Genomic DNA, 26457 nt, shown 5'->3' on the forward strand with positions numbered 1-26457 from the left:
CTAGGTTTGCCCGGGCAGGTGGTTTTTTTATTACCACACTATGAAGAACTCACCATTTGACCTTTGTAAGAGGCTGAACAGCTACGTGAGTACGTATCCTGAAGAGCAGGAGTTTCTCAAACGCTTTCTTTCCCTGCTGGAGCAACACCCCACCGATTGTTACTTCAGGGAGCTTCCTCATGCTCACATAACAGGCTCAGCATGGATCATTAACCCGGCGGCCGACAGGGTACTGCTGTTACATCACCGCAAGCTGGACAAGTGGCTGCAACCGGGCGGCCATGCGGATGGCGACCGGGATATATTGCAGGTAGCTCTGCGGGAGGCTCAGGAAGAGACGGGGGCAGAGCAGCTTACTTCCCTAATGGATGGAGCTGTCTTTGACCTGGACATACACCGCATACCTGCCCGAAAGCAGGAGCCCGCCCACTTTCACTTCGATGTACGCTTTTTATTTTCGGCAGACGACGCTTCATCGTTACAGCGAAATAATGAGAGTCGTGAACTGGCCTGGATATTACTGGAAGAGGTGGGAGAGAAATGTGACTATAACAGAAGTATACTGAGGATGGTTGAGAAGACCCTGGCAATGAAATAAATCTGCATCAATGAACGATTTTTTAATATATGGCGCCTACGGTTTTACGGGTAAATTGATAGCCCGTAAGGCGCACGAAAAAGGACTGGCTCCCTTGCTTGCCGGTCGAGATGAGGAAAAAACGAAGGAAATAGCTACCGAGCTGGGCCTGCCCTGGCGTGCCTTTTCCCTGGGTGACAGCCAAAGTCTGGATGAGGCACTGAAAGGTAAGAAGGCCGTGATCCATGCGGCCGGTCCGTATAGTGCCACGGCTAAGCCTATGGTGGAGGCCTGCCTGCGTAATGGTGTGCATTACCTGGATATAACCGGTGAACTGGAGGTGTTTGAGTACCTGGCTACGCTTGATAGCCAGGCGAAGGAGAAGGGCATAGCCCTGGTACCCGGCACTGGCTTTGATGTGGTGCCTACGGATTGCCTGGCGGCACATCTGAAAGAACAATTGCCAGACGCCCACCTGCTGGAACTTGCCTTTAAGGGAGGCAGCAACATGTCACGAGGCACAGCCCTCACCATGCTGGAAAATATCCACAAAGGAGGTGCAGTACGCCGTGATGGAGCTATAACCAAGGTGCCCGGCGCCTGGCGTACCCGGGAGATACCCTACAGGAAAGATAAAAGCAGCCTAAGCGTGAGCATACCCTGGGGCGATGTGTCCACGGCTTATCACAGCACCGGTATCCCTAATATTATCGTATACACAGCTACTTCTCCCAAGTCACTGAAAATGATGCGACTAATGAGACACATCGGCTGGCTATTAAAAGGCGGTCCCCTGAAGTCTGTTGCTGAAAAGCAAATACGGAAAAAAGTGAAAGGCCCTGACGACGAGGCACGAAAGAATAACCGCTGTTATGTATGGGGCGAGGTGAAAAATCACGACGGGGAGGTAAAGCAGGCTGTGCTGGAAACGCCCGAGGCCTACCGCCTCACGGCCGAATCGGCCCTGCTTGCCGCACAAAAAATCATGCAGTCGAAGGATAAAAGCGGCTTTATGACCCCCTCTATGGCCTTTGGAAAGGATTACGTACTGGAAATAGAAGGGGCGGAAAGAAAAGACCTATAAGGGAAACCATATTTTTATTTTTGGTTTCCGTGCTGTAATTTGCTGCTCTTAACCCCTCAGTATTACTATGGACTTTTCACTGGACGCCTTCTGCTATTCTACTGTTATCCAAACCCGCTGGTCTGATTTTGACATGCTGGGCCATGCTAATAATGCCGTATACATTACCTGGCTGGAAACAGCCCGTATGAACTACGTACTGGAGGTAGGTGGCTGGGACCACCGCGAATATGGTATGGTAGTAGCTCATGTGAGTATAGATTACAAAAGGCCGGTAGAGATGAAACATTCCCGACCGGAGGTACTCATCCGCACCTCCCACCTGGGCAAGAGCAGTTTCAAGCTGGACTACGCCATAATATCAAGGGGGAAAGACGGAGAGGTGACCCTGCATACCCTGGCCCATACCGTTATGGTAACGCTGGATCCTGTAAAGGGTACCCCCATACCCCTGCCGGACATGCTTCGCAAACAGCTTTCGGGAGGCAACACTGAAACCTCCTCTGCAAAATAAGCGTTCTATCTGTTCGTTCCAGCAATCAACAACCTGTTGCCGTTCAGTATGAGCGGCTTGTGAAATAAACGATCGAATAGAGTATGTTACGTTATATACTTTTACTGGGCGGGGCCCTGCTATTTTTGCACCCTGCCAACGCCCAAACAGAGCAGAAATCTCAGGCTGCAGAAAAACTGGATGCCCTGATGGATGAACGCGATGCTCTTCTGGAGCAGTACCAGGAGTATGAGCAAACCAATAGCTCCTTCTGGGGCACCAAGTCCAAGAGTGACCTGCGCAATATCATCTCCACTCTTAAGGGTATCATCAGGAAAGATACTGAGATCGTGCGTGCCGTGCGTGCCTCTCAGGTCAATAAGGAGAGTTCTTACATCACCCAAAACCACTTCACTTCCAAGCGAATAAACGAGCTGGAAGCAGAAGTGGGGAAATACCAGTCACTGGCAAACCGCCGCTACAAAGAAATAGCTGACCTGGAAAAGGCGGCCAATAAGGATTCCTCCTTTCGCTTCAAATATCACCTGACCATACTTATCAGTATCTTCTTAGCGGCAGGTATGGCCTTTTTTGCCTACAAGTATATCCAGTTGCAGCGAAATCAACGCTCTGCAGCTTCTGCTATGTAAAGCAAAGCCTTTATATTTATCCCGGAATTTGTCTGCTTTCTTACCTTCCCGCATAGGGTAGGGCCCTCTTTTTTTGTCAATGATAAGGCGGGCAGGTATATTTAAAGAAAAATATAAAATGAGAAACGGGCAACGCGTCCTTCCGGGATTCATCCTTCTTACGGTTCTATTCACTTCACTTCTTCTTTTTATTTACGGTACGCAGGCCCCGATCCTGCTGCCATCAGTGCCTGATGCTTCGGTGCTATTACAGAAAGAGACCGAACTGGCAGAGGTGGAAAGCCGCGAAGGCCGCGAAAGCTACGAGGCAGCCATGCTGCGCAACCCTGTTACCGGTCTCATTCCGGCTAATATCCGGAGTCGGGAACTGGCCTACAGCCGCCGGCTGCCACAGGTGGACGGCCAAAGCCTGCGTACGGCGCGTACCGGAGCGGAAGACTGGAGGCGTGTAGGTCCTGTAAATGTAGGAGGCCGTACCCGTGCGGCCGCTATGGACGTGAGAAATGAGTCCATCATGCTGGCCGGTGGCGTATCCGGTGGCATGTGGCGCAGCAGCACGGGGGGTGATAGCTGGACTAAAGTGACTGGGCAGACGGAGGTGCAAAGCGTTACCTCACTTGCGCAGGACCCACGCTCCGGATACGAGGATACGTGGTACTATGGCACTGGTGAGATCCGGGGCAATACGGCCAGCGGAGGGCAGGCGCCCTACCGAGGAAACGGTATCTATAAATCAACGGACAATGGCCAAAGCTGGCGGCCCCTTCCCTCCACCCAATCCGACACGCCCGAATCGCTGGACAGCCCCTTTGACTATGTAAACCGGATAGTGGCAGACCCCACTGCTATCACTCCTGATGGAGCGGTGTACGCGGCCGTCCTTGGCGGCATATACCGCTCCCTGGATGGGGGCGCTTCCTGGCAACTGGCCCTGGGTGGTAACCTCAGTAATGAGAGCAGTCGCTTTACCGATATTGCCGTTACCAGTGAGGGACACTTCTATGCTACCTTTAGCAAGGTGGCTATTGTGGGTCAGAGTAATATCGCCGGCATATTTTTCTCACAGGATGGCTACGTATGGCGCGAGATTACGCCCCTTAATTTTCCGCCTGCTTTTGAGCGGATCGTTATTGGTATTTCGCCGTCCAATGAAGACATTGTGTATTTTCTGGCCGCATCTACTCAGGACTACCTCGGGCGCTATAACCGTGCCACTGACCGCTGGTCTAACCGCAGCCAGAATCTCCCGGCCTTTGGAGGCCGCGTAGGGGATTTTGATACCCAGGATAGCTTTAACATGCTGCTGGCGGTACACCCGCAGGATGAGAATATCGTATTTCTGGGAGGGACTAACCTGTACCGCTCCCGGGACGGGTTTAACTCGACGGAGCAGACTGCCTGGATAGGGGGATATGCTACCTCTAACGATGCCGGTATTTACCCCAACCATCATCCGGACCAGCATGAGATCGTGTTCTTTAACAGCAGCCCTAACCGCATGCTATCGGCGCATGACGGCGGCCTTAGCGTGACCACGAACTGCCTGGCAGAGGAGGTGCTGTGGCAGGAGCTGAATAACGGCTATGTGACTACGCAGTTCTACACGGTGTCGCAGGATGAGATCGAGGTGAATGATCGTATCACAGGAGGCCTGCAGGATAATGGCTCTTATACTACTTTTGATGATGACCCCAGCCAGCCATGGGCGCGCGTGCTGAGCGGTGACGGAGGATTTACTGCCGTTACGCAAAACGGGGCGGTATACTATTTCTCTTTTCAGAACAGCCAGATATACCGCGTTACCCTCAACCAGGAAGGTGGTATCACCAACTTTGCCCGGATAGATCCTGTGAACGCCGGGCTGGCTGAGGGACAGGAATATCTCTTTATTAACCCCTTTGTACTGGATCCGAATAACCAGAACCGGATGTACCTGGCAGCGGGAGACGTGGTATACCGCAATAGCAGCCTGCTGCAGATACCTCCCGGTTCGCAGGACCCCACCCCGGTAAACTGGGAGCGGCTGCGCAACACGTATATTGCCCAGGGACAGATCACGGCCATAAAGGCCTCCCGTGAGCCTGCTAATGTGGTGTACTATGGCACTAATACCGGTAAGGTGTATGTGATCACTAATGCCCAGTCGGGCAACTACTCGGTAAGGGACGTTACGAGCCCCTTTTTCCCACAGGATGAGACTGGTAACTCTGCGGGTTATGTGGCTTCTATTGGCATTAACCCTGTAAACGCTTCACAAAGCCTGGTGGCCTTCTCTAACTATGGTATTAACAGCATCTTTTATAGTGCTGACGGGGGTGCGAATTACCAGCCGGTGTCCGGTAACCTGGAGGAGAATCCTGATGGCAGCGGCAGTGGCCCCAGTGTACGCTGGGTAGAGATCATTCCCCTGGAGGGGGGTGGCTACCTGTATCTGGCCGGCACCAGCACGGGGTTGTACTCTACCACGGAGCTTAATGGCATGCAGACGGTGTGGGAACAGGAGGGACCCTTTGAGATAGGGACGAATGTGGTGCCTATGGTTTCTTACCGCTCTACCGACGGCCGCATAGTAGTGGCTACCCACGGTAATGGCGTGTTTGCTACGGAGATAGCCAATGCCCTGCCCTTTGCTACCCGGGAGGAGAGCCCCTCTGTTGAGCTGGAGCAGAACTATCCTAACCCGTGGAGGGCGGGCAGCGAATTCCCCTATACTTTTATACCGGTGAATATCCCTCAGAATGGTGTGGGTCGCGTGAGGATATATGATAGCCAGGGGCGCCTGATACGTACCCTGCTGCAGGGCGTACTACCCGAAGGCAAGCAGACCCTGGTGTGGGACGGAAAGAATGGCTCGGGGGGCGATGTGGCCGCCGGTACCTACATCTGTCGCCTGGAATTTGAAGAGGAAGTGCTTGCCCGGCGCATTGTGCTACTGAGATAAAACACTAAAATGCCCGCCTTTTTGGCGGGCATTTGTATTTTGCATACGCTTATGACACCAGAAGATATCAGCTATATAGAAAGCCAGTTAAAAGTGACCCTGCCGGATCACTATACAGATATGTTACTCAGGTACCCGGAGGATCTGAAGCAACTGGATCATCATGGGGAATATCTTATAGACGACCCCTACTACCTCATCAGGCTCAATACCATGTTTGGCCGTAGCGGCGTGCCGGAAAAGTACTTCGCGATCGGGCATAACCTGGGGGGTGATTATTACTTCATACAACTTAACAGCGAGGAGACCACGGTCTATTACTTTGACCATGAGGAAACGGCGGATTCAGAGGCCGAGCACTATTGGGATGAGTCACTGAATAAGGAGCATGACAACCTGGAGGAATATAAGAACTGGCTGATTGAAACGCTTGGGGGCTGAAAGTGCCCCTGTATCAGTTACTAACTATTAATAAAATGGGGAGGGTCCGGAAAGGATCGGCTTTTTTAGCATAAAAAAAACCCCGGAGGCTATCAACAACCGGGGCCAACTATCAACCTTAAAATAAACGCTGAAAAAACGGGATCACTAACAGGGCTTTCCCCTATCATTACGGTGAACCGTTAATTCATATTCAAAGCTACAATCTCCCGGCAGGTTCGCCAACCTATAATCCTTCGTTCAAATACGGTGTAACTTTTTACAGGCTTAGTTAAAAAATTTCCTGATTAATAGCCTTAGTATCCCCCTGTGCCCCAGGCACCCCTGCAGGGGGCATGGCAGATTTTGCCATACCTTTCGTAATCAGGCAGAAAAAGATTTCCGCATAGTATAAATCTGTCATCATGGCCTTATATCGGGGGCATAATTCGGGGTACAGACCATTATCCAGGTATATGGGTGGGTCTTCGATTGTAATTATCTGGTTGTTAGTTTATTAGGTTGTAGATAGGAGTAATAAGCTAAAGGAAGTTACAGCGATCCAAAAAGTATAAGGCACTAATCCGGTGCCAGAAAAAATTCCCGTTTCTACCAGTATGGCAATCAGCATCAGCAGGATAGCAAGCCCCCTGGCATAGGGCTTATGTTTTCGTTTTATTTTCATCCTCTTTCGTGGCTTAGTCCCATACAGGGTTCATTTTCGGGCCAAGTTCGTAAAAAAGGTATTAAAATAGTACATTTGCGGTGCCTCGCAGAAGGCTATTGAGATATGATGGAAACAGGAAAGGACCTGGAAAAGGCCCGCAAACTTCTTCGTAATGGTGACCTGGTGGCTATACCTACTGAAACAGTGTATGGCCTGGCTGCCAATGCACTGAACCCCCAGGCGGTCACACGGATTTTTGAGGTAAAGAACCGCCCTTCTTTCGATCCTCTTATCGTGCATATTGCCGGAATGGACCGGCTGAATGAACTGACTACTAATGTGCCTGATGCGGCCCTGAAACTGGCGGAGGCTTTCTGGCCGGGCCCTCTTACTCTGTTGCTGCCGCGTAAGCCTGTTATACCGGACCTGGTTACTTCGGGACTGGACACGGTGGGCATCCGGGTGCCGGATCACGCCCTTACACTTGAGTTACTTCGTGACCTGGATTTTCCTCTTGCTGCTCCCAGTGCGAACCCTTTCGGTTATATAAGCCCTACGCGGCCGAGCCATGTAGAGGACCAGTTGGGCACTAAGATTCCCTATGTATTGGATGGAGGGCACTGCGATATAGGTATCGAGAGTACCATTATCGGGTTTGAGAATGAGGAGATCGTGGTATTCCGGATGGGGGGCAAGAGCCTGGAGGAGATAGAAGATGTGGTAGGTAAGGTACAGGTACGCGACCACAGTGCCTCTGACCCGCGGGCGCCCGGCATGCTGAAGAGCCACTACGCCCCGCGCACCCGGCTGAAACTGGTGGATATGGAGGACCTGCTGGACGAACATCTGCTGACAGAGCGTGTTGCTATTCTAAGCTTTCGCGATAGCTTTCCGCAGATTGAAAGCGAGCGGCAGTTTGTGCTCAGTGAAACCGGTGACCTCTCAGAGGCTGCTCGCCGCCTGTTTAGCGGGCTGCGCGAGCTGGACAGGCATAATCCCGGCCTTATACTGGCAGAGCGCGTACCTGACTACGGTCTGGGCCGCGCGATAAATGACCGCCTGCGTCGCGCCTCGGCAGGTTCGGACTGAGCCACACGATTATTTTTTAAAAAGAGATTAACCGTCAAACCATTAGACAGATATATGAAAACGGTAGATTCCTACGACTTTTCAGGAAAAAAAGCCCTGGTGAGGGTGGACTTCAACGTTCCCCTGGACAAAGAGCAGCACATTACCGACGATACGCGGATACGGGCTGCGGTGCCTACCATCAGAAAGATACTCCAGGATGGTGGCTCTCCGATACTCATGTCTCACCTGGGACGGCCTAAGAATGGCCCGGAAGATAAATTCTCCCTTCGCCACCTGGTAGACCACCTTCAGAGTACATTTGGTACTACTGTGCACTTTGCCGATGACTGTGTGGGCGAGCAGGCCCGTGATAAGGCGGCTGCCCTGAAGCCGGGCGAGATCCTGCTGCTGGAAAATGTACGTTTCCATGAGGGGGAGACCAAAGGGGATGAGGAATTTGCTAAAAAGCTCGCCAGCCTGGGCGATGTATATGTAAACGATGCCTTTGGTGCTGCTCACCGCGCTCATGCTTCCACCACAGTGGCGGCGCAGTATTTTGAAGACCGCATGGCGGGATATGTGATGAAGGCGGAACTGGAAAATGCGGATCGAGTACTGGGAGACGCGCAGAAGCCTTACACGGCTATAATGGGTGGGGCCAAGATATCGGATAAAATACTCATTATCGAAAAGCTGCTGGACAGGGTGGATAACCTGATCATTGGCGGCGGCATGTCATACACCTTCTTCAAAGCCATGGGAGGAACTATTGGTAACTCACTGGTGGAAGAGGATAAGGTTGACCTGGCGAATGAACTGATCCAGAAAGCGAAAGAGAAAGGGGTGCACCTGCACTTGCCTATTGACTCTGTGGCGGGAGACGCGTTCTCTAACGATGCGGATACGAAGGTGGTACAGAACCACGCTATCCCCGAGGGGTACATGGGACTGGACATTGGCCCGGAAGCCCGCGAGGTATTTGCGGATGTGATAGCCCGGTCTAAAACGGTACTGTGGAACGGCCCGATGGGTGTGTTCGAAATGCCGGCATTTGCTAACGGTACACGCCGTGTGGCTGAGGCGGTGGTACAGGCCACCGAGCATAATGGAGCATTTAGCCTCATAGGTGGTGGCGACAGCGCAGCGGCTGTTAATACTTTCGGATACGGTGAGCGGGTGAGCTATGTGTCCACGGGTGGCGGTGCGCTCCTGGAATATATGGAAGGCAAAGAGCTGCCTGGCATAGCTGCACTTAAATAATATTCCCCCATATTGCAGGCACCGGCAGCTTTTGCCGGTGCTTTTTTATTTTCAATTGGCAAGCTACAGCGATCCACGGCATATACTGCGACAGTACTGGGGCTACGAGACCTTCAGGCCCCTGCAGGAAGATATTGTACGCGCTTCCCTGGAGGGGAAGGATGTATTGGCCCTGCTTCCCACGGGCGGTGGTAAGTCTGTGTGCTTTCAGGTGCCTGCTCTTGCTAAAGAGGGCATCTGCCTCGTGGTCTCTCCTCTTATAGCTCTTATGAAGGACCAGGTGGCCCAGCTGAACCGGCGGGATATTGCCGCCGTGGCTATCTACAGCGGCATGAAGCCCCGGGAAATTGATATTACGCTGGATAACTGCGTCTACGGCAATATCAAATTTCTCTACGTATCCCCCGAGCGCCTGAAGACGGAGCTCTTTCGGGAGCGCCTGCAGCGCATGAATGTAAACCTTATTGCGATAGACGAAGCTCACTGTATCAGTCAGTGGGGCTATGACTTCCGGCCGCCTTACCTGGAGATAGCCGAGCTGCGCGAGTTGCTACCGGAGGTACCCGTCATAGCCCTTACGGCGACGGCGACCCCAGAGGTGCGGGATGATATACGTGATAAGCTCGCTTTCCGTACGGTGCAGGAGGTGTTTCGAAAAAGCTTCGCCCGTGCCAACCTGTCTTACTCTGTGCGCTATGAGGATAATAAGGACGGCAAACTGCTGGAGATACTCCGGGTGGTAAAGGGCAGCGCGGTGGTGTACGTGCGTAGTCGCAAGCGTACGCAGCAGATAGCGCAGTGGCTCACGAAGCAGGGTATCTCTGCGGACTACTACCACGCGGGGCTTAGCAATGAGCAGCGCGACCAGAAGCAGGATGCCTGGATCAAGAGCCATACGCGGGTGATAGTTGCCACTAATGCCTTTGGCATGGGCATAGACAAGCCGGATGTACGTGTAGTGGCTCACATGGACCTGCCGGACACGCTGGAGGCTTACTACCAGGAGGCGGGCCGGGCGGGCCGTGATGAGAAGAAGGCTTACGCGGTGGTGCTGTATAACCAGGATGACCTTGAGGCCTTGCGCAGCCGTGTACAGCAGGCTTACCCTTCCATCGACTACCTGCGCCGGGTGTATCAGTGCCTGGCTAACTATTATAAGATAGCAGTGGGCAGCAGCCAGATGGAGAGCTATGACTTCGACCTGCAGGCCTTTGCGCATACGTACCGGCTGCAAGCGCTGGAGGCCTACCACGCCCTGAAAAAGCTGGAGGAAGAGGGCTTTATCCAGCTCAATGAAAGCTTCTATCAGCCGAGCCGGGCTTACTTTACGATGGATAACCGCGACTTGTACCGCTTCCAGATAGAGCAGGGGGCTTATGATCCGCTTATCAAGGCGCTGCTGCGGCACTATGGGGGTGAGCTTTTCAGTACGTTTGTGAAGATAGATGAGAGGCAACTGGGTGGCTCTATCGATAAGCCGGCCGGTGAGGTGGTGCGCATGATGAACTTCTTGCACGAGCGTGAGGTGCTCATCTACGACCCTAAGAAGGACCGCCCGCAGGTGACGTTCATTACCGCCCGCTTTGACTCTACCAAACTGCCTATAGACAAGGAACTGCTGGACCAGCGCCGCAAGCTGAATATAGACAAAGCTGAGTCGGTCATTACCTACGTTACGCACCACCACCGCTGCCGTACGCAGATACTCCTGGAGTACTTTGGCGAGATCAATGACGATAGGTGTGGGGTATGCGATATCTGTGTGGAAGAGAAAAAGGCGGGGAAGCTTAGCCCCGAGACTGAAAAGGAAGCCGAAGAGGCTATTATTAACCTGCTAAGTAACAATGGCCCTCTGCTGCCTGACCAGGTGAAGGAAAAGCTGCAAACCGCCCGGCTATCAGCTACGAAAGCGGAGGCCTTTACCCTGTCTCTCCGCCATCTCATAGAGGAGGGCCGTGTGAAGTATGATGAGATGGGCCGGCTAAGGCTTAGTTGACGACTTTTTAATATCTAGGGCTATTATAGTCATTGATAGGGAAAAAGGATAGTTGGCCTAACCTTTTACGTAGGATTTTTATAAGAAAAAGCGTGATAACTCAGGGATAGCCCGATCTCAGCAATTCATTCTCGCCGTCTTCAACTGATATGAATTGCTACCTTTTCTTTTCATAATTCCTTATCGTTATCAAAGGTCTTGGAAGGTGATGAGCGCTTCAGTTTATTTGGTAGATTCTAAAAACTTTTCAAGACGAGAATAATTGTGCTACTTTGTATAGTCAATGAGAAAGGAAATGGATAAGTCTCAGTTAAAATTTACTATTGACGATTTTAGAGCAATCAAAAACGCGGAAATTGATTTAAATGGTATCACGGTAATAGCTGGTGAAAATGGAAGCGGCAAAAGTACCATTTCTAAATTAGTGTATCAGTCTTTGAATGTGTCTAGTAATTTTGATGAGTATGTTGACGCCGCAATCAGTAGAGATTTAAGAAAGCACAATCGGACATTTGACTTTTTAGGTAGAGAGTATTTGAGCCCGAAAGATTATCTTTTACTTAAAAGATATCTTAACAATGCTTCTCATACAGAACAACTCTCTATGTTCGATGAGAATACTGAGTATAGTGATGTTGTTTCTTTTTTAAAGGAAAAAATAGGCAAACGGATTGAGAGTGAGAAGAACCAATACAGAATAAAGAAAATTTTATCCAGAATAAGCGAAAGCTATGTTGATGATGATCTCGACTCCGTGTTTGATTTGGTCAATGATGAAATACTTTCGGCACAGAAAAATGCATTAGCACTGAAGAAAGAAAGAAGTATTGAAATATATAATGAATATATGTATAAATACTTTAATGATTTAAAAGAAGAAAGCTTTAAAATAAAGGAGTTTGGTGAAAATATAGTTGATATTAATAATAATAAGTTATTGCCCATTCACTCCATAGAAAAAGTTTTTTATATTGATTCACCTATGCTACTTGATGTTAATAATACAACAATCCAACATTGGGAAGATTTGCATAACTACATTAGAAGAAATTACCGTAATAAAGAAATCAATAGTAAGGTAGGTTCAATTCTGAAAGAAGATATTATCAAAGGAGAAGTATCAGTTGATGAGGCTGGTTATAATGAATATACTTTTACGCGGAAAGATGGGAAGGTATATAACTTACTAAATTGTGCTACTGGCTTAAAATCTTTTTCAATCCTCCAAATGCTTGGAAAGTCTGGTGCTTTTGATGAAAATACTTTAATGATAATAGATGAGCCTGAAGCCCATTTGCATCCCCAGTGGGTGGTGGAATATGCAAGGTTAATTGTTTTGCTGAATAAAAATCTGGGTGTAAGATTTTTAATTGCTAGTCATCATCCTGACATGATTAGTGCGTTAAAATATATATCAAATGAAGAAGGTGTCGAGGATGGTTTGAATTATTATCTTTCAAAAAAATATAAAAATAGCTATATGTATACTTATAAGTACCTAAAGTTAGATATTGAAGAAATATTCACTTCGTTTAATATAGCCTTAGATCGTATCGAGCAATATGGAAAGGAACACTGAGCTTTTGTATTGTAAAGAAACTACAGAAAATCATCCTCTTTCAAAAAAACAAAGGCTTTGTCTAGAAAGGCTATCAAAACTTATTGCCCGTGAGGGTGGCAATGGTAAAAGATTTAAGGATGGTCATTTAGCTATAGACTTAGACGAAGTAGAAAAAATGCTATGTAAGTCAGACAAAAGAGATAAACGTAAAACCCCTGACTTAGCTTTTGCAGCTAAGAAAGGTGAAAGAGCCAAAATGGTGGTTGTTGAGTGTAAGCTTAGGGTGAGTAAAGTTGATAATATTAGTAAAGGCGATTTAGACAAAAAATTTACTACTGCTGTTAGTATATTAACTAACGCAATACCTATTTATAGCAAGAATTATATTTTGATAAAAAATCAAAGTTTTCAGCAATTGAGGAATAAGCTCATGAGAAAGCTAATAAATAGCCCAAATTACGAAGTGACCAATGAAGAAAGTCTTCTTAAGTTTTTTCCTCATAATTAAGTACCCTTTCAGATAAGACATTTATCTTGATACTGATTGGCCTGTGCCCTTCTATCAACTCCATTTATATAAATGTATTTTCCCATCTACAATTCCGGCACCTTTTACATATTATAGTTTGCCTAATGTATGATGGAAGGTCCTGTATCGTATTTAGCTTCGAATCGTACTCTATAACCACTATCTTTCTTTTGCCAGGGTAAACGGTATATAGGTTATTACCCCCCCTCTTCTTTAAGCACAAAAGGCTCCTCCAGCCCCTTAATGTGCTTAGCATCGTAAGTGACTTCCTGGGCAGAGGTAAAAGAGGTGAGGACAATGGTAAAAAGCAGGCTGGTGATAAGCATTTTCAGGTTCATAAGTAAGGTTTAGTTTAGTAAGGGATGGTTAGGCTTTTTGGTGGTTAGTCTGGTTCTTTTTGCTATCAATATCTTCTATAAAGTTAATAATTTTCCAATTAGGTGACGAATGATGTTTGAACAACTAAACCGGCCTGCGTATACCGTTACTGTATACAGTCTGATGAGAGGTTGCTATTGAGGTAATTGACCAGAGCTTGAAAATTTGAATATTTACTTTATCTGCTATAAGGCATTGGCAGTGTAGCAGGAGTACTTAGCTTTTATCCGTTATTTTTTTAATTTTTCCATCCACAAATTCAAATTCGGATTCCCCTTCTATTTCCAGGGTATCGCCAGATTTAAGTCCGTTGGGCAAATCGATAGCTAACAGGGCTTTATATTGAATGGCAATTCTTACTGTTGAGCCGCTGAAATCCCAGGATTCGATTATTTGTTCCCTTTGTTTAAAATATTGCTTGGCTGATTCTGCCTGTTGCCTGAATTCTTCCAAACCTTCGGTCCTAAGATCGACTTTACCATTCGAGATATTTTCGAACACCATATCTTCATCAAGGTTTTGGGTCATTCCTTCTATGTCAAAGTTATTGTAGGCTCTGACATAGCTTTCTACCATCTTTCTGTATTGTTCTTTCATATCTTTTTAAGTTATACGGATTGATTTTAAGCTTACCATAAGTAGGCGGATACCTATTTTTTTATGGTAGGTTTATTGGTTCGCCAATATCTTTTAAGTAAAAAAACTACTTAGGGGCATATATCCAAGGACTTTATTACGTTATGACACTCATTTTGGGATAATCATCGATTATATTTTCTATAACTCTATTATTCTGTTATTCAAGATTAATCCTCTGCCAGGCAGGGGAAGACGCGATGAATCGCGCCTCTACGGATTCCCACATCAATAATTCAATTAGTCATTCATTCACTCATCCAAAATTAATCCTGCCAGAGATCCCCTGACTCCGTCATCTGCTAAAAGGTGGTCTGTAGTACGTCTGCCAGATTGCGGGACCACCTCTATCGGGTAGCGGTGTACGCATTATTTACATGGTTGCCGAAAGGGGGGCTCGCCTTTGTGTGTTTTGAGTTAATCCGTAATCTTATTTTTTTGAACTTAGTCATTCTGTAACTCAATTATTCTTTTACTCCCCCACTATCAACTTGTTCCGGCGTGGGCAAGACGCTATAAATTGGGTCTCTACTGGAGGATCATCACTCTGTGATGCCTACCATCGGGTAACCCAATAATGTATCTATGTGCTTACTTTTTATCCGGGTAATTGGTATTTTGTCAGTTCATTTTAAAACTATTTAGTTATGAAAAAGAAGAATAAACTTTCTCTGAGTGATTTGAAAGTAGCAAGCTTTGCTACGTCTGAGATTAAAGCGGTAAAAGGCGGGGAGACCAGACCAGAATATACATGCCATCCTGAAGCGTGCAATGGGGATGCTCCGGCTGTGATTGAGTAAACACAGATATTTCTGAAAGAGAAAGAGGGCCAGGGCAGGGCCCTCTTTTTTTTATCATATGAATTGCTGGTAACAGATGAAAAGCGGCCAGGCAGAGTCTGAATTATAGGTGTTGACTATGGACAAGCCATTGTACAGCCGGACTGGTAGGTTCTTTTCTTTATTCAAATTCAATTAATTCTGCAGATTGTCTTTTGGTCAGTCGGTTGATTGGTTATATTGGGGTTATGCCAAACTAAACTTTTGACTCATTTAGCTTATGAAAAATCGTTTAAAACTAGAAGATATCAGCCTGAAGAGCTTTGTAACGGCTGAGCCAATCGAAAAAACCCAGTTGCTCAAAGGGGGAATAGACGAGACAGAATGGTGCTCGCGTGAAATATGGGCTTGCGATAAGACCATCATAAGAGGCTGATCCTGGTAAGGGCTTCTGGGGTTAATTGTGTTTTATTTAATTCTATTATACTTACTATTACTATGAAAAAGCGGATTAAGCTTACCGAAATCAGCCTTCAGAGCTTTGTTACTGAGGCGTCCAATACTAAGGAAATAAAAGGAGGTATCATTGAAACTGAGTGGTGCTCTCAGGCTGGTCCTTGCGTAAAGCCTTACTAAGCAGGACGTGGTATAAAAATTCCTACAATAGACGTTTGATATGTCAGAGGCCTGCTTCAGAAATGTAGCAGGCTTTATTTTTTTCTAGTGCCCTGAGCCCTGCCAGTAAAAACTATCATCAGACTTAAGAAGCATCTTCCCGGAGCAAAGAATAATTTTCAAACCTGCCCTGCTATTCATCTGTTTGTCCAATATTCAACATCTCTTTGACTCAATTTTAAAATTACTAAACAAATTGTTGATACTCTGATTCTTACGTTATAACTTTTAAAGAGCTTCGGATTCATTTTTAGTTTTTGAGGTCTGGAAGATCAGGCTTGCCGAAGCATTTTTTGAGTATAAAGATTCTATCACTTTTTATTTTCGATCATGTCAGATAAAAAATCCGACCAATCTACCCATCGCAAAAAAGTTAGCTACGGAGAGGAGGACTTGTACCAGGGCAGCGGCGGCGAGACTCATCAGGACGCCAGCCAAGGCTATGATACTCTTACTACTCAGCAGGGCATACCTGTGGGCGATGACCAAAATACGCTGAAGCAAGGCTCGAGGGGCCCATCTTTAATAGAAGATTTTCATTTTAGAGAGAAAATCTTCCATTTCGACCATGAGCGTATTCCCGAGCGGGTGGTACACGCCCGCGGCTACGGAGCCCATGGCTATTTCGAGACGTATGATCCTATACCTGAGCTTACCAAGGCGGATATCTTTCAGCGCAAAGGAGAGAAGACACCTGTATTTGTGCGCTTCTCTACGGTAGCGGGTAATAAGGGCTCTGTGGACCTGGCCCGTGATGTGCGCGGCTTTGCTGTTCGCTTCTATACGAAAGAGGGTAACTGGGACATTGTGGGTAATAACATCCCGGTATTTTTCATACAGGATGCTATTAAGTTTCCCGACCTTATCCACGCGGCCAAGCAGGAGCCTGACCGGGCATTTCCGCAGGCGCAGACGGCCCATGATAACTTCTGGGACTTTATGTCGCTAATGCCGGAAGCGATGCATATGGTCATGTGGATCATGAGTGACCGCAGCATACCGCGCTCTTTCAGGTTTATGGAGGGCTTTGGGGTGCATACGTTTAAGCTGGTAAATGCGGAAGGCAAGGCTACGTTTACCAAATTCCTGTGGAAGCCTAAGCAGGGCCTGCAGTCTGTTATATGGGATGAGGCTGTGAAGATAAACGGGGCTGATCCGGACTTTCACCGCCGCGATCTGTGGGATGCTATTAAGGCGGGTGACTACCCTGAGTGGGAGCTGTGCCTGCAGACTTTCGACCAGGAGTTTGCGGATAAATTTGACTTTGATGTATTGGATGCCACTAAACTCATACCGGAAGAGCTGGTGCCTGCCAAGCCGGTGGGCCGTATGGTGCTGGACCGGATGCCGGATAACTTTTTCCAGGACACGGAGCAGGTGGCTTTTCAGACTAATAACGTGGTGCCGGGGGTTGACTTTACGAATGATCCGCTGCTGCAGGGCCGTAACTTCTCCTACCTGGATACGCAGCTTAAGCGCCTGGGTGGGCCTAACTTTACGCACATTCCGATCAACGCGCCGAAATGCCCCTTTGCGCACTTCCAGCAGGATGGCCACATGTCTATGCATAATCCTCACGGCAGAGCTAATTATGAGCCTAATAGCTGGGGGCCGGAAGATGGCGGTCCGCGCGAGTCGGCGGAGAAGGGGTATCAAAGTGTGCCGGAAGAGCCGCACGGGCCTAAGGTACGTGCCCGCTCTGAGACCTTTGCCGATCACTACAGTCAGGCGCGGCAGTTTTATATCAGTCAGACTGAAGTAGAGCAGGACCATATGGCCGATGCCCTGGTGTTTGAGCTGAGTAAGGTAGAAAAGGTTTCCATACGTGAGCGCATGGTTTCTCATCTGCTGAATATAGATGATAAGCTGGCCGGTAAAGTGGCGGAAGGGCTGGGTGTAAAGCCTATGCCGAAAGCGGCAACGCCTGCGATGGAGGTGAGAAGGGATTTGAAACCCTCAGACCCTTTGAGTATTCTGAAGAATACGCCTGACAACTTTAGGGGGCGTAAGATTGGTATACTGGTGAGCGAGGGCTTTGAAGCTGAAGCTGTGAAGGCTCTGAAGGAGGCGGCCGAAAAGGCTGGTGCCATGGTGGAGATGGTAGGTCCCCGTGTAGCCGGTGTAACGTGCTCTGAGGGTAAATCTCACCAGATGGATGAGAAGGTAGACGGCGGTCCCTCTGTGATGTATGATGCTGTGGCTGTAATCGGCAGCAAGGAGGGTATAGAGGACCTGGCGGCGATGCCACCGGCCCGCGAGTTTGTGGCTAATAGCTACGCTCACTATAAGTTTGTTGCCTATAATGAAGCTGCCATGCCGCTCTTCGAGAAGACCGGCCTGCCTAAGAGCCTGGACAAAGGCTTTATGAACCTGAGCAATGGATCCTCGGCGGCGGACTTCCTGGATACGTGTAAGAAGCTCCGCTTCTGGGATAGAAAGGAGGGGGCTTGATTTACAGGCGCTGACCCATATACATGACAACAGCCCGGCCTCTGCAGAGACCGGGCTGTTTTTGTAAATTTCGATGTTATAGTTATAGAAAAAGAGGTCAATGAGGCCTCTTTTTCTATTTAAACAGAGACTTAATTACCTTTTATAATACCCTTGTATTCTGCTGTCTGTACGGGAGATAGAGCGACCCTGGCTGCAGGTACCGTTCCAGTTACCTTCATCTACATAAATATGTGTAGATGTAACGGAGGTAACGAGTGCCATGTGACCATAGGTAGTATTATAGCCGCTGCCAAACAGGATGACGACTGCGCCTACAGAAGGGGTGTAGGTGTTGATGTTAGCTCTTTTCTGAGCGATAGAGCCCCAGTAACCGGGCAGGTTGTTATCCAGCCGGCACTTTACATATTGGTAGCAGTCCCAGCATGAACCGGTGCAGCTACTGTGCAGAGCAGACTCTTCTTGTGTGATTTGTCCAACTGGTTGAGGTTCTTCAATGGTCGCGTCGCCGCAGGAAGCAATTGTAAACATCATGATAGTAGCTACCATTGAAGAGAAGAATTTAGGTTGTTTCATTTTCTTGTTTAGAAAAAAATTGGTTTGTTAATGATATGATTTTGTCGTTGTTGACGAATCAAAGGTTGCAGGTTTTTTTTGTAAAAAAAAGAAGGTTTTTCTACTGGATTTCAGGGTGTTAGCAGGCTTGTGAAAATATCTATTTTAAGGAGATATTCAGCGAGGGGCTCAACTATATTTTTTTTGAGGTATATTTTTTCTTATGGTGTTTTTTTACATAGAAAGAGTCAGAATTTTTCTTATGCCTTTAAAGGCCTATAGGATTTTATGGTACATTTTAGATGGAATTAAATACGTGTGAATACACGCATTTATTTTCGATTTAACAATTTGTTAATATTAGATTATTCAAATATTTTTGAGCCATGTGTTTTGTTGTATACGGGTGCGGAAAAGTGATATAAAAAATGAATGAGCCACCTTCTTACTGCGGCTTTTTCTGGCTTCTACCAAACCGTAATCCTCACAACTTTCCCCTCACGGCCGACGGCCCAGCCTACCTTGCCGGAAGGGGAGAAGCGGATGGCATTAAGGTCTGTATTTGATAAGGGTTGCCAGGTTCGTCCGCCGTCATAGGTTATGTCCATACCCGAGGTGCCCACTGCTATAAAGGTTGCTTCTGTGCCTGGTATCCACGCGACTCCGGAGCGGTAGCCCCGCAGGCCCGCATTATCGATACGCTCCCAGGTGAGGCCGCCATCAGCGGACACTACGAGGTTGTTTTCTTCGTCATCTGTTTGGGTATAATCTCCCCCCACAGCGACTATGTTGCCCTGAGCATTAGCGGCCATACTGTATATACCCCTGGCCTCGCTGGTAGCGTCCATGGGTACATCTACGGCATGCCAGCCCTGGTAATGGCCATCCAGCCGGATAACTCTTACCTGGCTGCCTCCTGTAGCAAACATAAGTACAGAATCACCCAGGGCGATCATACCGCTATTGCTTGCGGCAAAGCCGGCTTCTCCCTTCCCGGCATCGGGAATAGCGGAGGGAGGTATGGGCCGCCACTCTCTGCCTCCATACACTGTGGCCAGCAGGAGGAATTTACCATCGACAGGATCACTCATCACCAAACCCAGGGAATCACTGCCAAACAGGAGGGCATCGAAAAAGGCCTGGCCTGAGGTGTCCCTGTAGGTCATCCGCCATTCTCTGCCTGCATCTTCTGTGCGGTAGATCATTGCCGGCTGGCCTGCAGAGCCTATTACGGACGTCTGCTCATCAAAGGCCCACAGGGTGCGGTAGTCAAGTGAGTCGGCGGGGGGAGGGGGGAGCTGCTTCCAGGTATTGCCGCCGTCTGTGGTGCGCAGCAGGGTACCCTCGGGTCCGCTTACCCACACCAGGGAATCGGACAGCACATGAAGCCCGCGGTAGCTGAGAGGTAGGGGGAGGGTGTCTGGTTGCAGGGTGATCTTCTGGGCACTTGCAGATAAGGCTGTTCCTATGATCAGTACCAGTAGAGGCGCAAGCTTTTTCAATACGATGGTATTTTGTTTCTCCTCTAAACTAAAGAGAATTTTTAGAAGTACCCTTCAAGCACAATCCGGCAGATAGCCCTTCTAGGTAAAAAAAATTATTATTAAAAGTTTTATTACACTTGATTATTTGAGCTGAAGATTGCAAATTGTTCAAAAGAAAATAACTATTCGGCCTTGATTCATGTCTGATCTCATTGACTGAAATACAAGGCTTAACCTATGATTAAGAACATGTCGAGCCTCTTCTTTTTGAGGGTTTAACCCTTTTGCTTCCTCTTTCATTTATTTTGTAAATGTATAATTAAACTAATCTTTTTGATTGGTTTTACGGGATAGGTACGTCTCGCAGGAAGCAGAGGGCGCTCTGATGGAAAGCAAACACACTTTTATTACTAATAAACTAAACATCACTCTTATGAAAAAGCAGAAAATGCAACTGTCTGAACTGAAAGTAGAAAGCTTTACTACCTCTAAGCAGGAGGAAGTAAAAGGCGGGATTACTCCGGCTATCACTATTCCTATTATTATCGGATATACAGTAGGAAAAGCTGTTTCCGAAGCTGCATGCTAACTGCTTGTAGCGAATAGGTCAGGTTTTAGTAGGTTAGTTTATGTAAGCAATATCTTTAGTTATACTATCCTGATTCCATATAATAAGAGAGGCTTCGGCCTCTTTTTTTGTTTAAAATAAAAGAAGGGGGATAAATAAGACAGGCGGCTTAAGTATATTGAGTTTTAAAACTTTTTAACTCATGAAAGACAAAAAACTACACCTCTCAAATCTGAGCATCAGCAGTTTTACCACCTCTGAAGGCAAAGCCATAAAGGGTGGGGCGGGCTCATTCTGGTACTCGGACTGCTGCTCGGGCGAATACACCTGCGATGGCTGGTGTGACGAGGAGGACCCGACCTTTCCCTGATTGGGACAGACCATTGCGAGCCGTGGACAGCAGAGGAAGGTATCCTCTGCTTTAACTTCTTTCAGGATGGTTTTTTCAACAAATTGTATGATGAGACTTGACTATTACCAGGAAATATCGCGAATTTATTTTCGCGTTGGTTATAGCCTATTGCTAAAGGCCATCGCCTTTAAAATCCAAAGGCTATCTTATTACAAATGAAATACTACTCTTCTTATCCCTTCTATTTGAGTGGGTAACGTATCTCCGGTTTTATTTTTATTAAGTCCAGTATAAGGAGGAAAGATAGTATATTATTACATACTATTATTTATATCCTATACGTGATATGCCTTTCTCTAAGGGAGGAGCGGGAAAGCTATGTCTTTTCGCGTATTAAAATGGCTTTAAAATCAATTCTATACTAAGAAACTAAACATTAACTATTATGAAAAAGCAGAAAATGCAACTGTCTGAGCTGAAAGTGGAGAGCTTTAAGACTTCTGAGGCTAAGGAAGTGAATGGAGGAGTTACGCCTCTTACTCTTACTATTCCTATCATAGTGACTTATACAATATCTGACTCTACTACGTAATTTATACAGATTAATCATAGATTATTATGAAAAAGCAGAAAATGCAATTGTCAGAGCTTAAAGTAGAAAGCTTTAAAACCTCTGAGGCTAAGGAAGTGAATGGAGGAATTACGCCTCTTACTGTTCCAATAACTATTACAATAAGCAGAGAAATTTCTGAAGCTCTCTGTTAATAGATATAGCTATTGATCAGGTATTGGTAGGTTAATTATTTACACGTAAGCAGTTTTCATTAACTATACTAACCTGATTCGATTTAATAAGAGAGGCTTCGGCCTCTTTTTTTTGTTTAAAAAAAGAAGGGGGATAAATAAGACGGTGGCTTGAGTATATAGTTTTAAAACTTTTTAACCATGAAAGATAAAATAGGTCTAATCCACTCCGGACGAGATAACGCTTCGCTAATCTCGAACCAGTTGATTTAAAACAATTTGTGTGCTTAGCTTGACGGCTATGCTCTTAGAAGGAGTGGAATTATTGCTGGCTGCCGCTGCAGAGTAGTACTACATTTTTATAAGCAAATCATTCAAAATCAGCAAAATAGCGCTTTAGCTTGATGGCTATGATAAAGGGCGGGGCGGGCTCATTGTGGTACCCGGACTGCTGCCCGGAGGAATACACCTGGGATGGCTGGTGTGAGGAGTAGGCCCCGACCTTTCCCTGATCTTATATAGCCTTTACTAACAGGGGGCTTTTCGTGTGAAAGGATGGGGTGGAAAGGTGTATAGCTGTCTGGTTAAGTACTTAACTAGTCGTCGAGACGAAGTGATTATGTATGGCTGTGGTATTCCTCTTCACTTTTAGCAGGAAAAGTACACATGGTGATCATATAGGATGGTTTGGGCGCGAGGTGAATGAGTCTGTTAGCTATTTCCTGAAATAGTTAAATATATGCTTCTTTTAGACGATGGTACGAGGCTTATAGGATACCCACGGGATACCCACGGGATAGGCACAGGATAAGTGTGGTCTGTATATTGAATATATCCTATTTTCAGATGTTTTTCGTGGATTAATAAGCTTTTAACAAAAGTGAATATACTTACCTGAAATAATGAGGTAAGGAATGGGACTTTAATTTTGATGGATATACACTGGAAAATTAAAGGTATTGAAAGCATGGCGATTATAGAGAATAACCCCTGGATAGAAGGCGCACGAGGGATGGTGCGCGGCGCGATTGTTTACAGACAGCGGGCAGGAAAAACGATTGTGTCTGCCCGCCCGGCAAAATCACCCAGGCCTCTAAGTGAAAAGCAAAAGGCACATCACAGGAGATTCGGGGAGGCAACTGGTTATAGCAAGCGTGTGAGGGAGAATGATGCGTTATTTGCGAAGTATGAGGCTGCGGCTGAGGGCTTTATTTCCTGGCAAAATTTGGCTGTGAGGGACTATATGCATGCTCCGGAGGTGGAAAAGGTGGTAGCTGAGGCATTTAGGGGGAAGATGGGTGATGTGCTGGAGGTGTATGCGTCCGATGACTTTGGTATTTGTTCTCTGCAGGTGACGGTGATGGATGGAAGGGGCATGGTATTGGAAGGTGGTGAGTGTAATGATTTGGTAGTGAATGAGCTGTATGCATATGAACTAAAAGGCGATGTGGATATGGTGAAGGGGGTATGGGTACGTGTGGAAGCGGCGGATGCGGCAGGAAATGTGACGGTATATGAGCAGGAACTTTACCCAGGGGATGATGCAGGTGAACTCGGCTTGCCAACTTCTGATGTGGTGGAAACAGGGTTTGATAATAGTGAGCGGGCAGCAACAGGAAAGACTATTATTGAAAGGTCGGAAAATACCAGGTTAATTTCGCTATTCAGATTAGGCGGCAGTCTGCCTGTTACAACCGAAAGTCGGCCCAGCGAAAGTCGGCCCAGCGAAAGTCGGACCTCCCGTGTGCGGGCCCAGCGGAATGCCGGCCCAGCCTGAAAGAAAAAGTGTGGCACCTTTTTCTTTCTGTCCCCTCCTTCAAAATGAGCTGGGCTTGCATCCAAGGGAATTTAAGGTTGTGCAGCTCAGATATAGCCTGCTTACTGATTGACATGGGGCTTTTCAAAGGCGCATTGTACTTCGCTGTCTGTCAATCGCAGCTAAGCGCACAATAGCACGCCCCGCTCCCATCTATTTCCCTTGACTGCAAGCCCAACTCCTGCGATAGTAGGAGGGGTGCCGACAGGCGGGGTGGTCCCGAGCCCTACAGCCGGCAAAACCTCCTACCTCTCCACTACCCCCCTGATCGCCTCTACGATCCCTTCGGGGTGCAGGTACACCGTGTCATTTTCAAAGCGCAGTACGGTATAGCCCAGGGCCTTTAGTTTTTGGTCGCGGTGGTAGTCGTTGGTATTGATGATGGGATCGTTGTGTACCTCACCATCCAGCTCTATGATGAGCTTTTTCTCTACGCAGCAGAAGTCGACGATGTAATTATATATACTGTACTGCCTGCGAAATTTGAGGCCCAGCACCTGGCGCTTCCGCAGGAGCGTCCATAGGGTGGCTTCGGCGGCGGTGGCATTATTACGTAGTTCCTGCCGCCTCTTTTTCAGGTGGGGTAGGTTTCTCATTAGCTGGTGGTCTGCTGGTTTTTGTGGTGGAGATAGGGGTAGAGGTTGTTTTTTCAAACAGTCTGCCAGTTACCACCGGAATGCCGGACCTCCGGAATGCCGGCCCAGCCTGAAAGAAAAAGTGTGGCACCTTTTTCTTTCTGTCCCCTGCCTGCTTGCAGGAGGGGACCGGATAAAAAACACTTTGGCGTATTTTAATTCAGGGCTGGGCCGCATTCGGCTGGGCCCGCAATCGGGTGGTACCAGCACTACAGTCCCTAACTCTTGTAAAACTTCCTGAAGGCACTAATCACCTGGTAGATTATGAAAGCATAGCCAAGACGGTGGAGGAAGTCGAGGAAGTAGGAGGTAGCAGTAAGATTGTTAGGGTAATCTTGAAAAAGACTATCTAACCGATGGGTAGGGTTAAAGAGCTGCCAGAAAGCTTGCCAGTTTTGATTAATTAGAAGCCAGTTATTACTACTTGTTTTCAGGCTTAAAACGATAAAAACATAAAAAGTTAGTGTCCAAATTATTGAAATTACTATTGGGCGTAGCCACTTAAGGCCAAAGCCATTTGTCCAGCTTAATAACATTATTAATCCGTCCTCACTCAATATTTTTCCTTCATATATTAAATTGTAAAAATAGGACTTCATTTCGTATGCTTTAAACTCCAAAGCCTGTATTCTATCACTTTGTGAATTATTTGCATGCTTTAATTGTTGAAAAATGTGTCTTGATTCTTTATTGTCGAATCTAGTAATAGTGTTTGGGTTAAATATTGTACTGTTGTACAACGAAACTTCGTTTAGGCTCGAGTTTATTATTTTTACATAATCAAAATCAGAAAAGTTAGTGTTGTAAAGCGATAAGTTGCCTAGTAAGCAGTTTGATAAAATGAACCTATTGAATTTATTTCTATTAGATATTAAGTTGCACCCAACTAATGAAATGGATTTTAAATTATTGACGTTGTTGAATATTAAGCTTGAAAAACTAAAACTTACTATTTTCAAATATAGATTTTCGTTGTAACCAGTCATGTCAAAGTGATTAGCTTTACCGTTAGAAAGGGATAGCTTTCCCTTTGTTTGAGTTCCCGCAATGAGGCGAAAAGCTTCTATGGTCATTCCTGAAAAGTCTATATCTATTCCCTCTAAGGCTGTTATTCTTTCAATCATGAGGTACTTACAATATATAGAAGTGAATGATATCTCTGATAAACGAATGAATTTATTGTTATTAAGTTTAATAGTTCCTTTATAATGTAATTCCCTTAGGTGAGTGAAGTCAAAGAAGGTGCAATCTTCTATTTTTAAAATTGAATGAATTGTTTTGATTTTAAAATTTATAATATTATTGAATTTAGTATACCCCTTTACTTGTAAATTACTTAATATAAGACTGGAGTGAAATGTAATGTTTTCTAAAAGTAACTCTTTATTTATTTTTATATTTTGTAAAATTAGGTCATTTTCTAGATTCAGTTCATTAATTTTTAAGCTTTCTAGGTGGCTGTCTTTTATTATTAGTTCTTTTTTAAGTTCATTGTTTGTGAATTGTAGGTTTGAGTTAAACCTACAATTATATATTTCAATCGATGTGACACTTTCCCATAGTTTTAAGCTAGATATTAAAACATCTCCCTCAAAGCTGCAATTATCAAATGTAATGCATTCAAGACATAACAAGTTTATGATTTTAATTTCTTTTTGGAACGTTACGTTTTTGAAAGATATGCTTTTAGGCCCCCTTATCGAAGAATTAATAATATTAAATGATATGTTTTTATTTATTATGGTATAGGGTCTTTTTAGCACTTCTCTTCTGAATTCTTTTTTAGTTATCGGTGTGCGTTTTTTTTTACTAATCTTATTGATCATTGTATTATAGTTTTTGTGTTTGAAACGTGGACAAGAGTGGAGGCTGTGCTATCTAGACGCGACCCCTTTCCAGAATTTGGTAGAAGATAACGATCTTTTGTGAAACGTACAGCATTCTGCTAGTTACCTCCCCTAATTGAATGAAACCTTTGGTTTCAAATCAATCTGTCCCCTGCCTGCCCGCAGGAGCTGGGCTTGCATCCAATGGAATTTAAGGTTGTGCAGCTCAGATATAGCCTGCTTACTAGATGGCAGGGAGCTTTTCAATGAGCGTCGTACTACCTGTCAATTGCAGCTCTTCTTAGCCCC

General features: G+C 46.4%; 27 protein-coding genes. 20 read left to right on the forward strand and 7 right to left on the reverse strand.

Annotated features, from left to right (window positions below; all coding sequences use genetic code 11):
- Positions 1 to 40: 40 nt before the first annotated feature.
- From AB9P05_RS13995 to AB9P05_RS14020, 6 genes are all read left to right on the forward strand, one after another.
- Positions 41 to 598, forward strand: a complete 558-nt coding sequence (locus AB9P05_RS13995; protein ID WP_371909447.1) for an NUDIX hydrolase — start codon at positions 41 to 43, stop codon at positions 596 to 598.
- Between the two features lie 10 nt (positions 599 to 608).
- Positions 609 to 1661, forward strand: a complete 1053-nt coding sequence (locus AB9P05_RS14000) for a trans-acting enoyl reductase family protein (RefSeq protein WP_371909448.1) — start codon at positions 609 to 611, stop codon at positions 1659 to 1661.
- Between the two features lie 67 nt (positions 1662 to 1728).
- Complete coding sequence (locus tag AB9P05_RS14005; protein WP_371909449.1) at positions 1729 to 2175, forward strand: acyl-CoA thioesterase; 447 nt, start codon at positions 1729 to 1731, stop codon at positions 2173 to 2175.
- A gap of 83 nt (positions 2176 to 2258) precedes the next feature.
- Positions 2259 to 2804 (forward strand): hypothetical protein, encoded by a 546-nt coding sequence (locus AB9P05_RS14010; protein ID WP_371909450.1) that lies wholly within the window; start codon positions 2259 to 2261, stop codon positions 2802 to 2804.
- A gap of 118 nt (positions 2805 to 2922) precedes the next feature.
- Positions 2923 to 5745 (forward strand): FlgD immunoglobulin-like domain containing protein, encoded by a 2823-nt coding sequence (locus AB9P05_RS14015; RefSeq protein ID WP_371909451.1) that lies wholly within the window; start codon positions 2923 to 2925, stop codon positions 5743 to 5745.
- A gap of 51 nt (positions 5746 to 5796) precedes the next feature.
- Positions 5797 to 6186, forward strand: a complete 390-nt coding sequence (locus AB9P05_RS14020) for an SMI1/KNR4 family protein (protein ID WP_371909452.1) — start codon at positions 5797 to 5799, stop codon at positions 6184 to 6186.
- 496 nt (positions 6187 to 6682) lie between these two features.
- On the opposite strand, the gene AB9P05_RS14025 is transcribed toward AB9P05_RS14020, so the two are convergent.
- Positions 6683 to 6850 carry a hypothetical protein gene (locus tag AB9P05_RS14025; RefSeq protein ID WP_371909453.1) on the reverse strand — a complete coding sequence of 56 codons (168 nt, stop codon included), beginning with the start codon at positions 6848 to 6850 and terminating at the stop codon, positions 6683 to 6685.
- 105 nt (positions 6851 to 6955) lie between these two features.
- Between AB9P05_RS14025 and AB9P05_RS14030 the strand changes: the two genes are divergently transcribed.
- The 5 genes from AB9P05_RS14030 to AB9P05_RS14050 all read left to right on the forward strand — a co-directional run bounded on the left by AB9P05_RS14030 (position 6956) and on the right by AB9P05_RS14050 (position 13228).
- Positions 6956 to 7921, forward strand: coding sequence for an L-threonylcarbamoyladenylate synthase (locus AB9P05_RS14030; RefSeq protein WP_371909454.1), 966 nt, complete (start codon positions 6956 to 6958; stop codon positions 7919 to 7921).
- Between the two features lie 54 nt (positions 7922 to 7975).
- Positions 7976 to 9163 (forward strand): phosphoglycerate kinase, encoded by a 1188-nt coding sequence (gene pgk, locus AB9P05_RS14035; RefSeq protein WP_371909455.1) that lies wholly within the window; start codon positions 7976 to 7978, stop codon positions 9161 to 9163.
- Between the two features lie 55 nt (positions 9164 to 9218).
- Positions 9219 to 11159, forward strand: a complete 1941-nt coding sequence (locus AB9P05_RS14040) for an ATP-dependent DNA helicase RecQ (protein ID WP_371909456.1) — start codon at positions 9219 to 9221, stop codon at positions 11157 to 11159.
- A 295-nt stretch (positions 11160 to 11454) separates the two neighbouring features.
- Entirely contained in the window at positions 11455 to 12738 is a 1284-nt protein-coding gene (locus AB9P05_RS14045; RefSeq protein WP_371909457.1) for an AAA family ATPase, read from the forward strand.
- Positions 12722 to 13228 carry a hypothetical protein gene (locus AB9P05_RS14050; protein ID WP_371909458.1) on the forward strand — a complete coding sequence of 169 codons (507 nt, stop codon included), beginning with the start codon at positions 12722 to 12724 and terminating at the stop codon, positions 13226 to 13228. Before AB9P05_RS14045 ends, AB9P05_RS14050 begins: the two co-directional genes overlap by 17 nt.
- Before the next feature lie 218 nt (positions 13229 to 13446).
- Here the strand turns inward: AB9P05_RS14050 and AB9P05_RS14055 are convergent, their stop codons facing one another.
- Together AB9P05_RS14055 and AB9P05_RS14060 are read right to left on the reverse strand one after the other, a co-directional pair.
- On the reverse strand, positions 13447 to 13587 hold the full coding sequence (locus tag AB9P05_RS14055; RefSeq protein ID WP_371909459.1) for a hypothetical protein: 141 nt from the start codon (positions 13585 to 13587) through the stop codon (positions 13447 to 13449).
- 256 nt (positions 13588 to 13843) lie between these two features.
- On the reverse strand, positions 13844 to 14224 hold the full coding sequence (locus AB9P05_RS14060) for a nuclear transport factor 2 family protein (RefSeq protein WP_371909460.1): 381 nt from the start codon (positions 14222 to 14224) through the stop codon (positions 13844 to 13846).
- A 686-nt stretch (positions 14225 to 14910) separates the two neighbouring features.
- Here AB9P05_RS14060 and AB9P05_RS14065 point away from each other — a divergent pair.
- The 4 genes from AB9P05_RS14065 to AB9P05_RS14080 all read left to right on the forward strand — a co-directional run bounded on the left by AB9P05_RS14065 (position 14911) and on the right by AB9P05_RS14080 (position 18168).
- Positions 14911 to 15063: a pinensin family lanthipeptide gene (locus AB9P05_RS14065; protein ID WP_371909461.1), complete on the forward strand. Its 153-nt coding sequence runs from the start codon at positions 14911 to 14913 to the stop codon at positions 15061 to 15063.
- 259 nt (positions 15064 to 15322) lie between these two features.
- The gene (locus AB9P05_RS14070) at positions 15323 to 15478 is read left to right on the forward strand and encodes a hypothetical protein (RefSeq protein ID WP_371909462.1); all 156 of its coding nucleotides are present in this window, start codon (positions 15323 to 15325) and stop codon (positions 15476 to 15478) included.
- A 62-nt stretch (positions 15479 to 15540) separates the two neighbouring features.
- Positions 15541 to 15678 (forward strand): pinensin family lanthipeptide, encoded by a 138-nt coding sequence (locus AB9P05_RS14075; RefSeq protein WP_371909463.1) that lies wholly within the window; start codon positions 15541 to 15543, stop codon positions 15676 to 15678.
- A gap of 369 nt (positions 15679 to 16047) precedes the next feature.
- On the forward strand, positions 16048 to 18168 hold the full coding sequence (locus tag AB9P05_RS14080; protein WP_371909464.1) for a catalase: 2121 nt from the start codon (positions 16048 to 16050) through the stop codon (positions 18166 to 18168).
- A 135-nt stretch (positions 18169 to 18303) separates the two neighbouring features.
- Here the strand turns inward: AB9P05_RS14080 and AB9P05_RS14085 are convergent, their stop codons facing one another.
- Together AB9P05_RS14085 and AB9P05_RS14090 are read right to left on the reverse strand one after the other, a co-directional pair.
- Positions 18304 to 18744 carry a CHAP domain-containing protein gene (locus AB9P05_RS14085; protein WP_371909465.1) on the reverse strand — a complete coding sequence of 147 codons (441 nt, stop codon included), beginning with the start codon at positions 18742 to 18744 and terminating at the stop codon, positions 18304 to 18306.
- 446 nt (positions 18745 to 19190) lie between these two features.
- Positions 19191 to 20225, reverse strand: coding sequence for a WD40/YVTN/BNR-like repeat-containing protein (locus tag AB9P05_RS14090; RefSeq protein ID WP_371909466.1), 1035 nt, complete (start codon positions 20223 to 20225; stop codon positions 19191 to 19193).
- Between the two features lie 415 nt (positions 20226 to 20640).
- Here AB9P05_RS14090 and AB9P05_RS14095 point away from each other — a divergent pair, with 415 nt between their 5' ends.
- The 5 genes from AB9P05_RS14095 to AB9P05_RS14115 all read left to right on the forward strand — a co-directional run bounded on the left by AB9P05_RS14095 (position 20641) and on the right by AB9P05_RS14115 (position 23648).
- Positions 20641 to 20796: a pinensin family lanthipeptide gene (locus AB9P05_RS14095; protein WP_371909467.1), complete on the forward strand. Its 156-nt coding sequence runs from the start codon at positions 20641 to 20643 to the stop codon at positions 20794 to 20796.
- A 181-nt stretch (positions 20797 to 20977) separates the two neighbouring features.
- Complete coding sequence (locus tag AB9P05_RS14100; RefSeq protein ID WP_371909468.1) at positions 20978 to 21145, forward strand: hypothetical protein; 168 nt, start codon at positions 20978 to 20980, stop codon at positions 21143 to 21145.
- A 427-nt stretch (positions 21146 to 21572) separates the two neighbouring features.
- Positions 21573 to 21719, forward strand: a complete 147-nt coding sequence (locus AB9P05_RS14105) for a pinensin family lanthipeptide (protein WP_371909469.1) — start codon at positions 21573 to 21575, stop codon at positions 21717 to 21719.
- 26 nt (positions 21720 to 21745) lie between these two features.
- Positions 21746 to 21892 carry a pinensin family lanthipeptide gene (locus AB9P05_RS14110; protein WP_371909470.1) on the forward strand — a complete coding sequence of 49 codons (147 nt, stop codon included), beginning with the start codon at positions 21746 to 21748 and terminating at the stop codon, positions 21890 to 21892.
- 910 nt (positions 21893 to 22802) lie between these two features.
- A complete protein-coding gene (locus AB9P05_RS14115) occupies positions 22803 to 23648 on the forward strand; it encodes a hypothetical protein (protein WP_371909471.1) in 846 nt (281 codons plus the stop codon).
- Positions 23649 to 23932: 284 nt separating this feature from the next.
- Here the strand turns inward: AB9P05_RS14115 and AB9P05_RS14120 are convergent, their stop codons facing one another.
- Both AB9P05_RS14120 and AB9P05_RS14125 read right to left on the reverse strand, forming a co-directional pair.
- Entirely contained in the window at positions 23933 to 24283 is a 351-nt protein-coding gene (locus AB9P05_RS14120; protein WP_371909472.1) for an endonuclease domain-containing protein, read from the reverse strand.
- Positions 24284 to 24540: 257 nt separating this feature from the next.
- Positions 24541 to 26148, reverse strand: a complete 1608-nt coding sequence (locus AB9P05_RS14125; RefSeq protein WP_371909473.1) for a hypothetical protein — start codon at positions 26146 to 26148, stop codon at positions 24541 to 24543.
- Positions 26149 to 26457: the final 309 nt, after the last annotated feature.

This window comes from Roseivirga sp. BDSF3-8, from assembly GCF_041449215.1.
Classification (GTDB): Bacteria; Bacteroidota; Bacteroidia; order Cytophagales; family Cyclobacteriaceae; genus JBGNFV01.

Coding starts and splice junctions, on each gene's coding strand:
- AB9P05_RS14080 (WP_371909464.1), top strand. CDS start 16,048: ATGTCAGATAAAAAATCCGACCAATCTACCCATCGCAAAAAAGTTAGC.
- AB9P05_RS14105 (WP_371909469.1), top strand. CDS start 21,573: ATGAAAAAGCAGAAAATGCAACTGTCTGAGCTGAAAGTGGAGAGCTTT.
- AB9P05_RS14030 (WP_371909454.1), top strand. CDS start 6,956: ATGATGGAAACAGGAAAGGACCTGGAAAAGGCCCGCAAACTTCTTCGT.
- AB9P05_RS14020 (WP_371909452.1), top strand. CDS start 5,797: ATGACACCAGAAGATATCAGCTATATAGAAAGCCAGTTAAAAGTGACC.
- AB9P05_RS14000 (WP_371909448.1), top strand. CDS start 609: ATGAACGATTTTTTAATATATGGCGCCTACGGTTTTACGGGTAAATTG.
- AB9P05_RS14115 (WP_371909471.1), top strand. CDS start 22,803: ATGGATATACACTGGAAAATTAAAGGTATTGAAAGCATGGCGATTATA.
- AB9P05_RS14015 (WP_371909451.1), top strand. CDS start 2,923: ATGAGAAACGGGCAACGCGTCCTTCCGGGATTCATCCTTCTTACGGTT.
- AB9P05_RS14010 (WP_371909450.1), top strand. CDS start 2,259: ATGTTACGTTATATACTTTTACTGGGCGGGGCCCTGCTATTTTTGCAC.
- AB9P05_RS14005 (WP_371909449.1), top strand. CDS start 1,729: ATGGACTTTTCACTGGACGCCTTCTGCTATTCTACTGTTATCCAAACC.
- AB9P05_RS14085 (WP_371909465.1), bottom strand. CDS start 18,744: ATGAAACAACCTAAATTCTTCTCTTCAATGGTAGCTACTATCATGATG.
- AB9P05_RS14065 (WP_371909461.1), top strand. CDS start 14,911: ATGAAAAAGAAGAATAAACTTTCTCTGAGTGATTTGAAAGTAGCAAGC.
- AB9P05_RS14100 (WP_371909468.1), top strand. CDS start 20,978: ATGAAAGACAAAAAACTACACCTCTCAAATCTGAGCATCAGCAGTTTT.
- AB9P05_RS14070 (WP_371909462.1), top strand. CDS start 15,323: ATGAAAAATCGTTTAAAACTAGAAGATATCAGCCTGAAGAGCTTTGTA.
- AB9P05_RS14110 (WP_371909470.1), top strand. CDS start 21,746: ATGAAAAAGCAGAAAATGCAATTGTCAGAGCTTAAAGTAGAAAGCTTT.
- AB9P05_RS14050 (WP_371909458.1), top strand. CDS start 12,722: ATGGAAAGGAACACTGAGCTTTTGTATTGTAAAGAAACTACAGAAAAT.
- AB9P05_RS14045 (WP_371909457.1), top strand. CDS start 11,455: ATGGATAAGTCTCAGTTAAAATTTACTATTGACGATTTTAGAGCAATC.
- AB9P05_RS14120 (WP_371909472.1), bottom strand. CDS start 24,283: ATGAGAAACCTACCCCACCTGAAAAAGAGGCGGCAGGAACTACGTAAT.
- AB9P05_RS13995 (WP_371909447.1), top strand. CDS start 41: ATGAAGAACTCACCATTTGACCTTTGTAAGAGGCTGAACAGCTACGTG.
- AB9P05_RS14125 (WP_371909473.1), bottom strand. CDS start 26,148: ATGATCAATAAGATTAGTAAAAAAAAACGCACACCGATAACTAAAAAA.
- AB9P05_RS14055 (WP_371909459.1), bottom strand. CDS start 13,587: ATGAACCTGAAAATGCTTATCACCAGCCTGCTTTTTACCATTGTCCTC.
- AB9P05_RS14095 (WP_371909467.1), top strand. CDS start 20,641: ATGAAAAAGCAGAAAATGCAACTGTCTGAACTGAAAGTAGAAAGCTTT.
- pgk (WP_371909455.1), top strand. CDS start 7,976: ATGAAAACGGTAGATTCCTACGACTTTTCAGGAAAAAAAGCCCTGGTG.
- AB9P05_RS14075 (WP_371909463.1), top strand. CDS start 15,541: ATGAAAAAGCGGATTAAGCTTACCGAAATCAGCCTTCAGAGCTTTGTT.
- AB9P05_RS14025 (WP_371909453.1), bottom strand. CDS start 6,850: ATGAAAATAAAACGAAAACATAAGCCCTATGCCAGGGGGCTTGCTATC.
- AB9P05_RS14060 (WP_371909460.1), bottom strand. CDS start 14,224: ATGAAAGAACAATACAGAAAGATGGTAGAAAGCTATGTCAGAGCCTAC.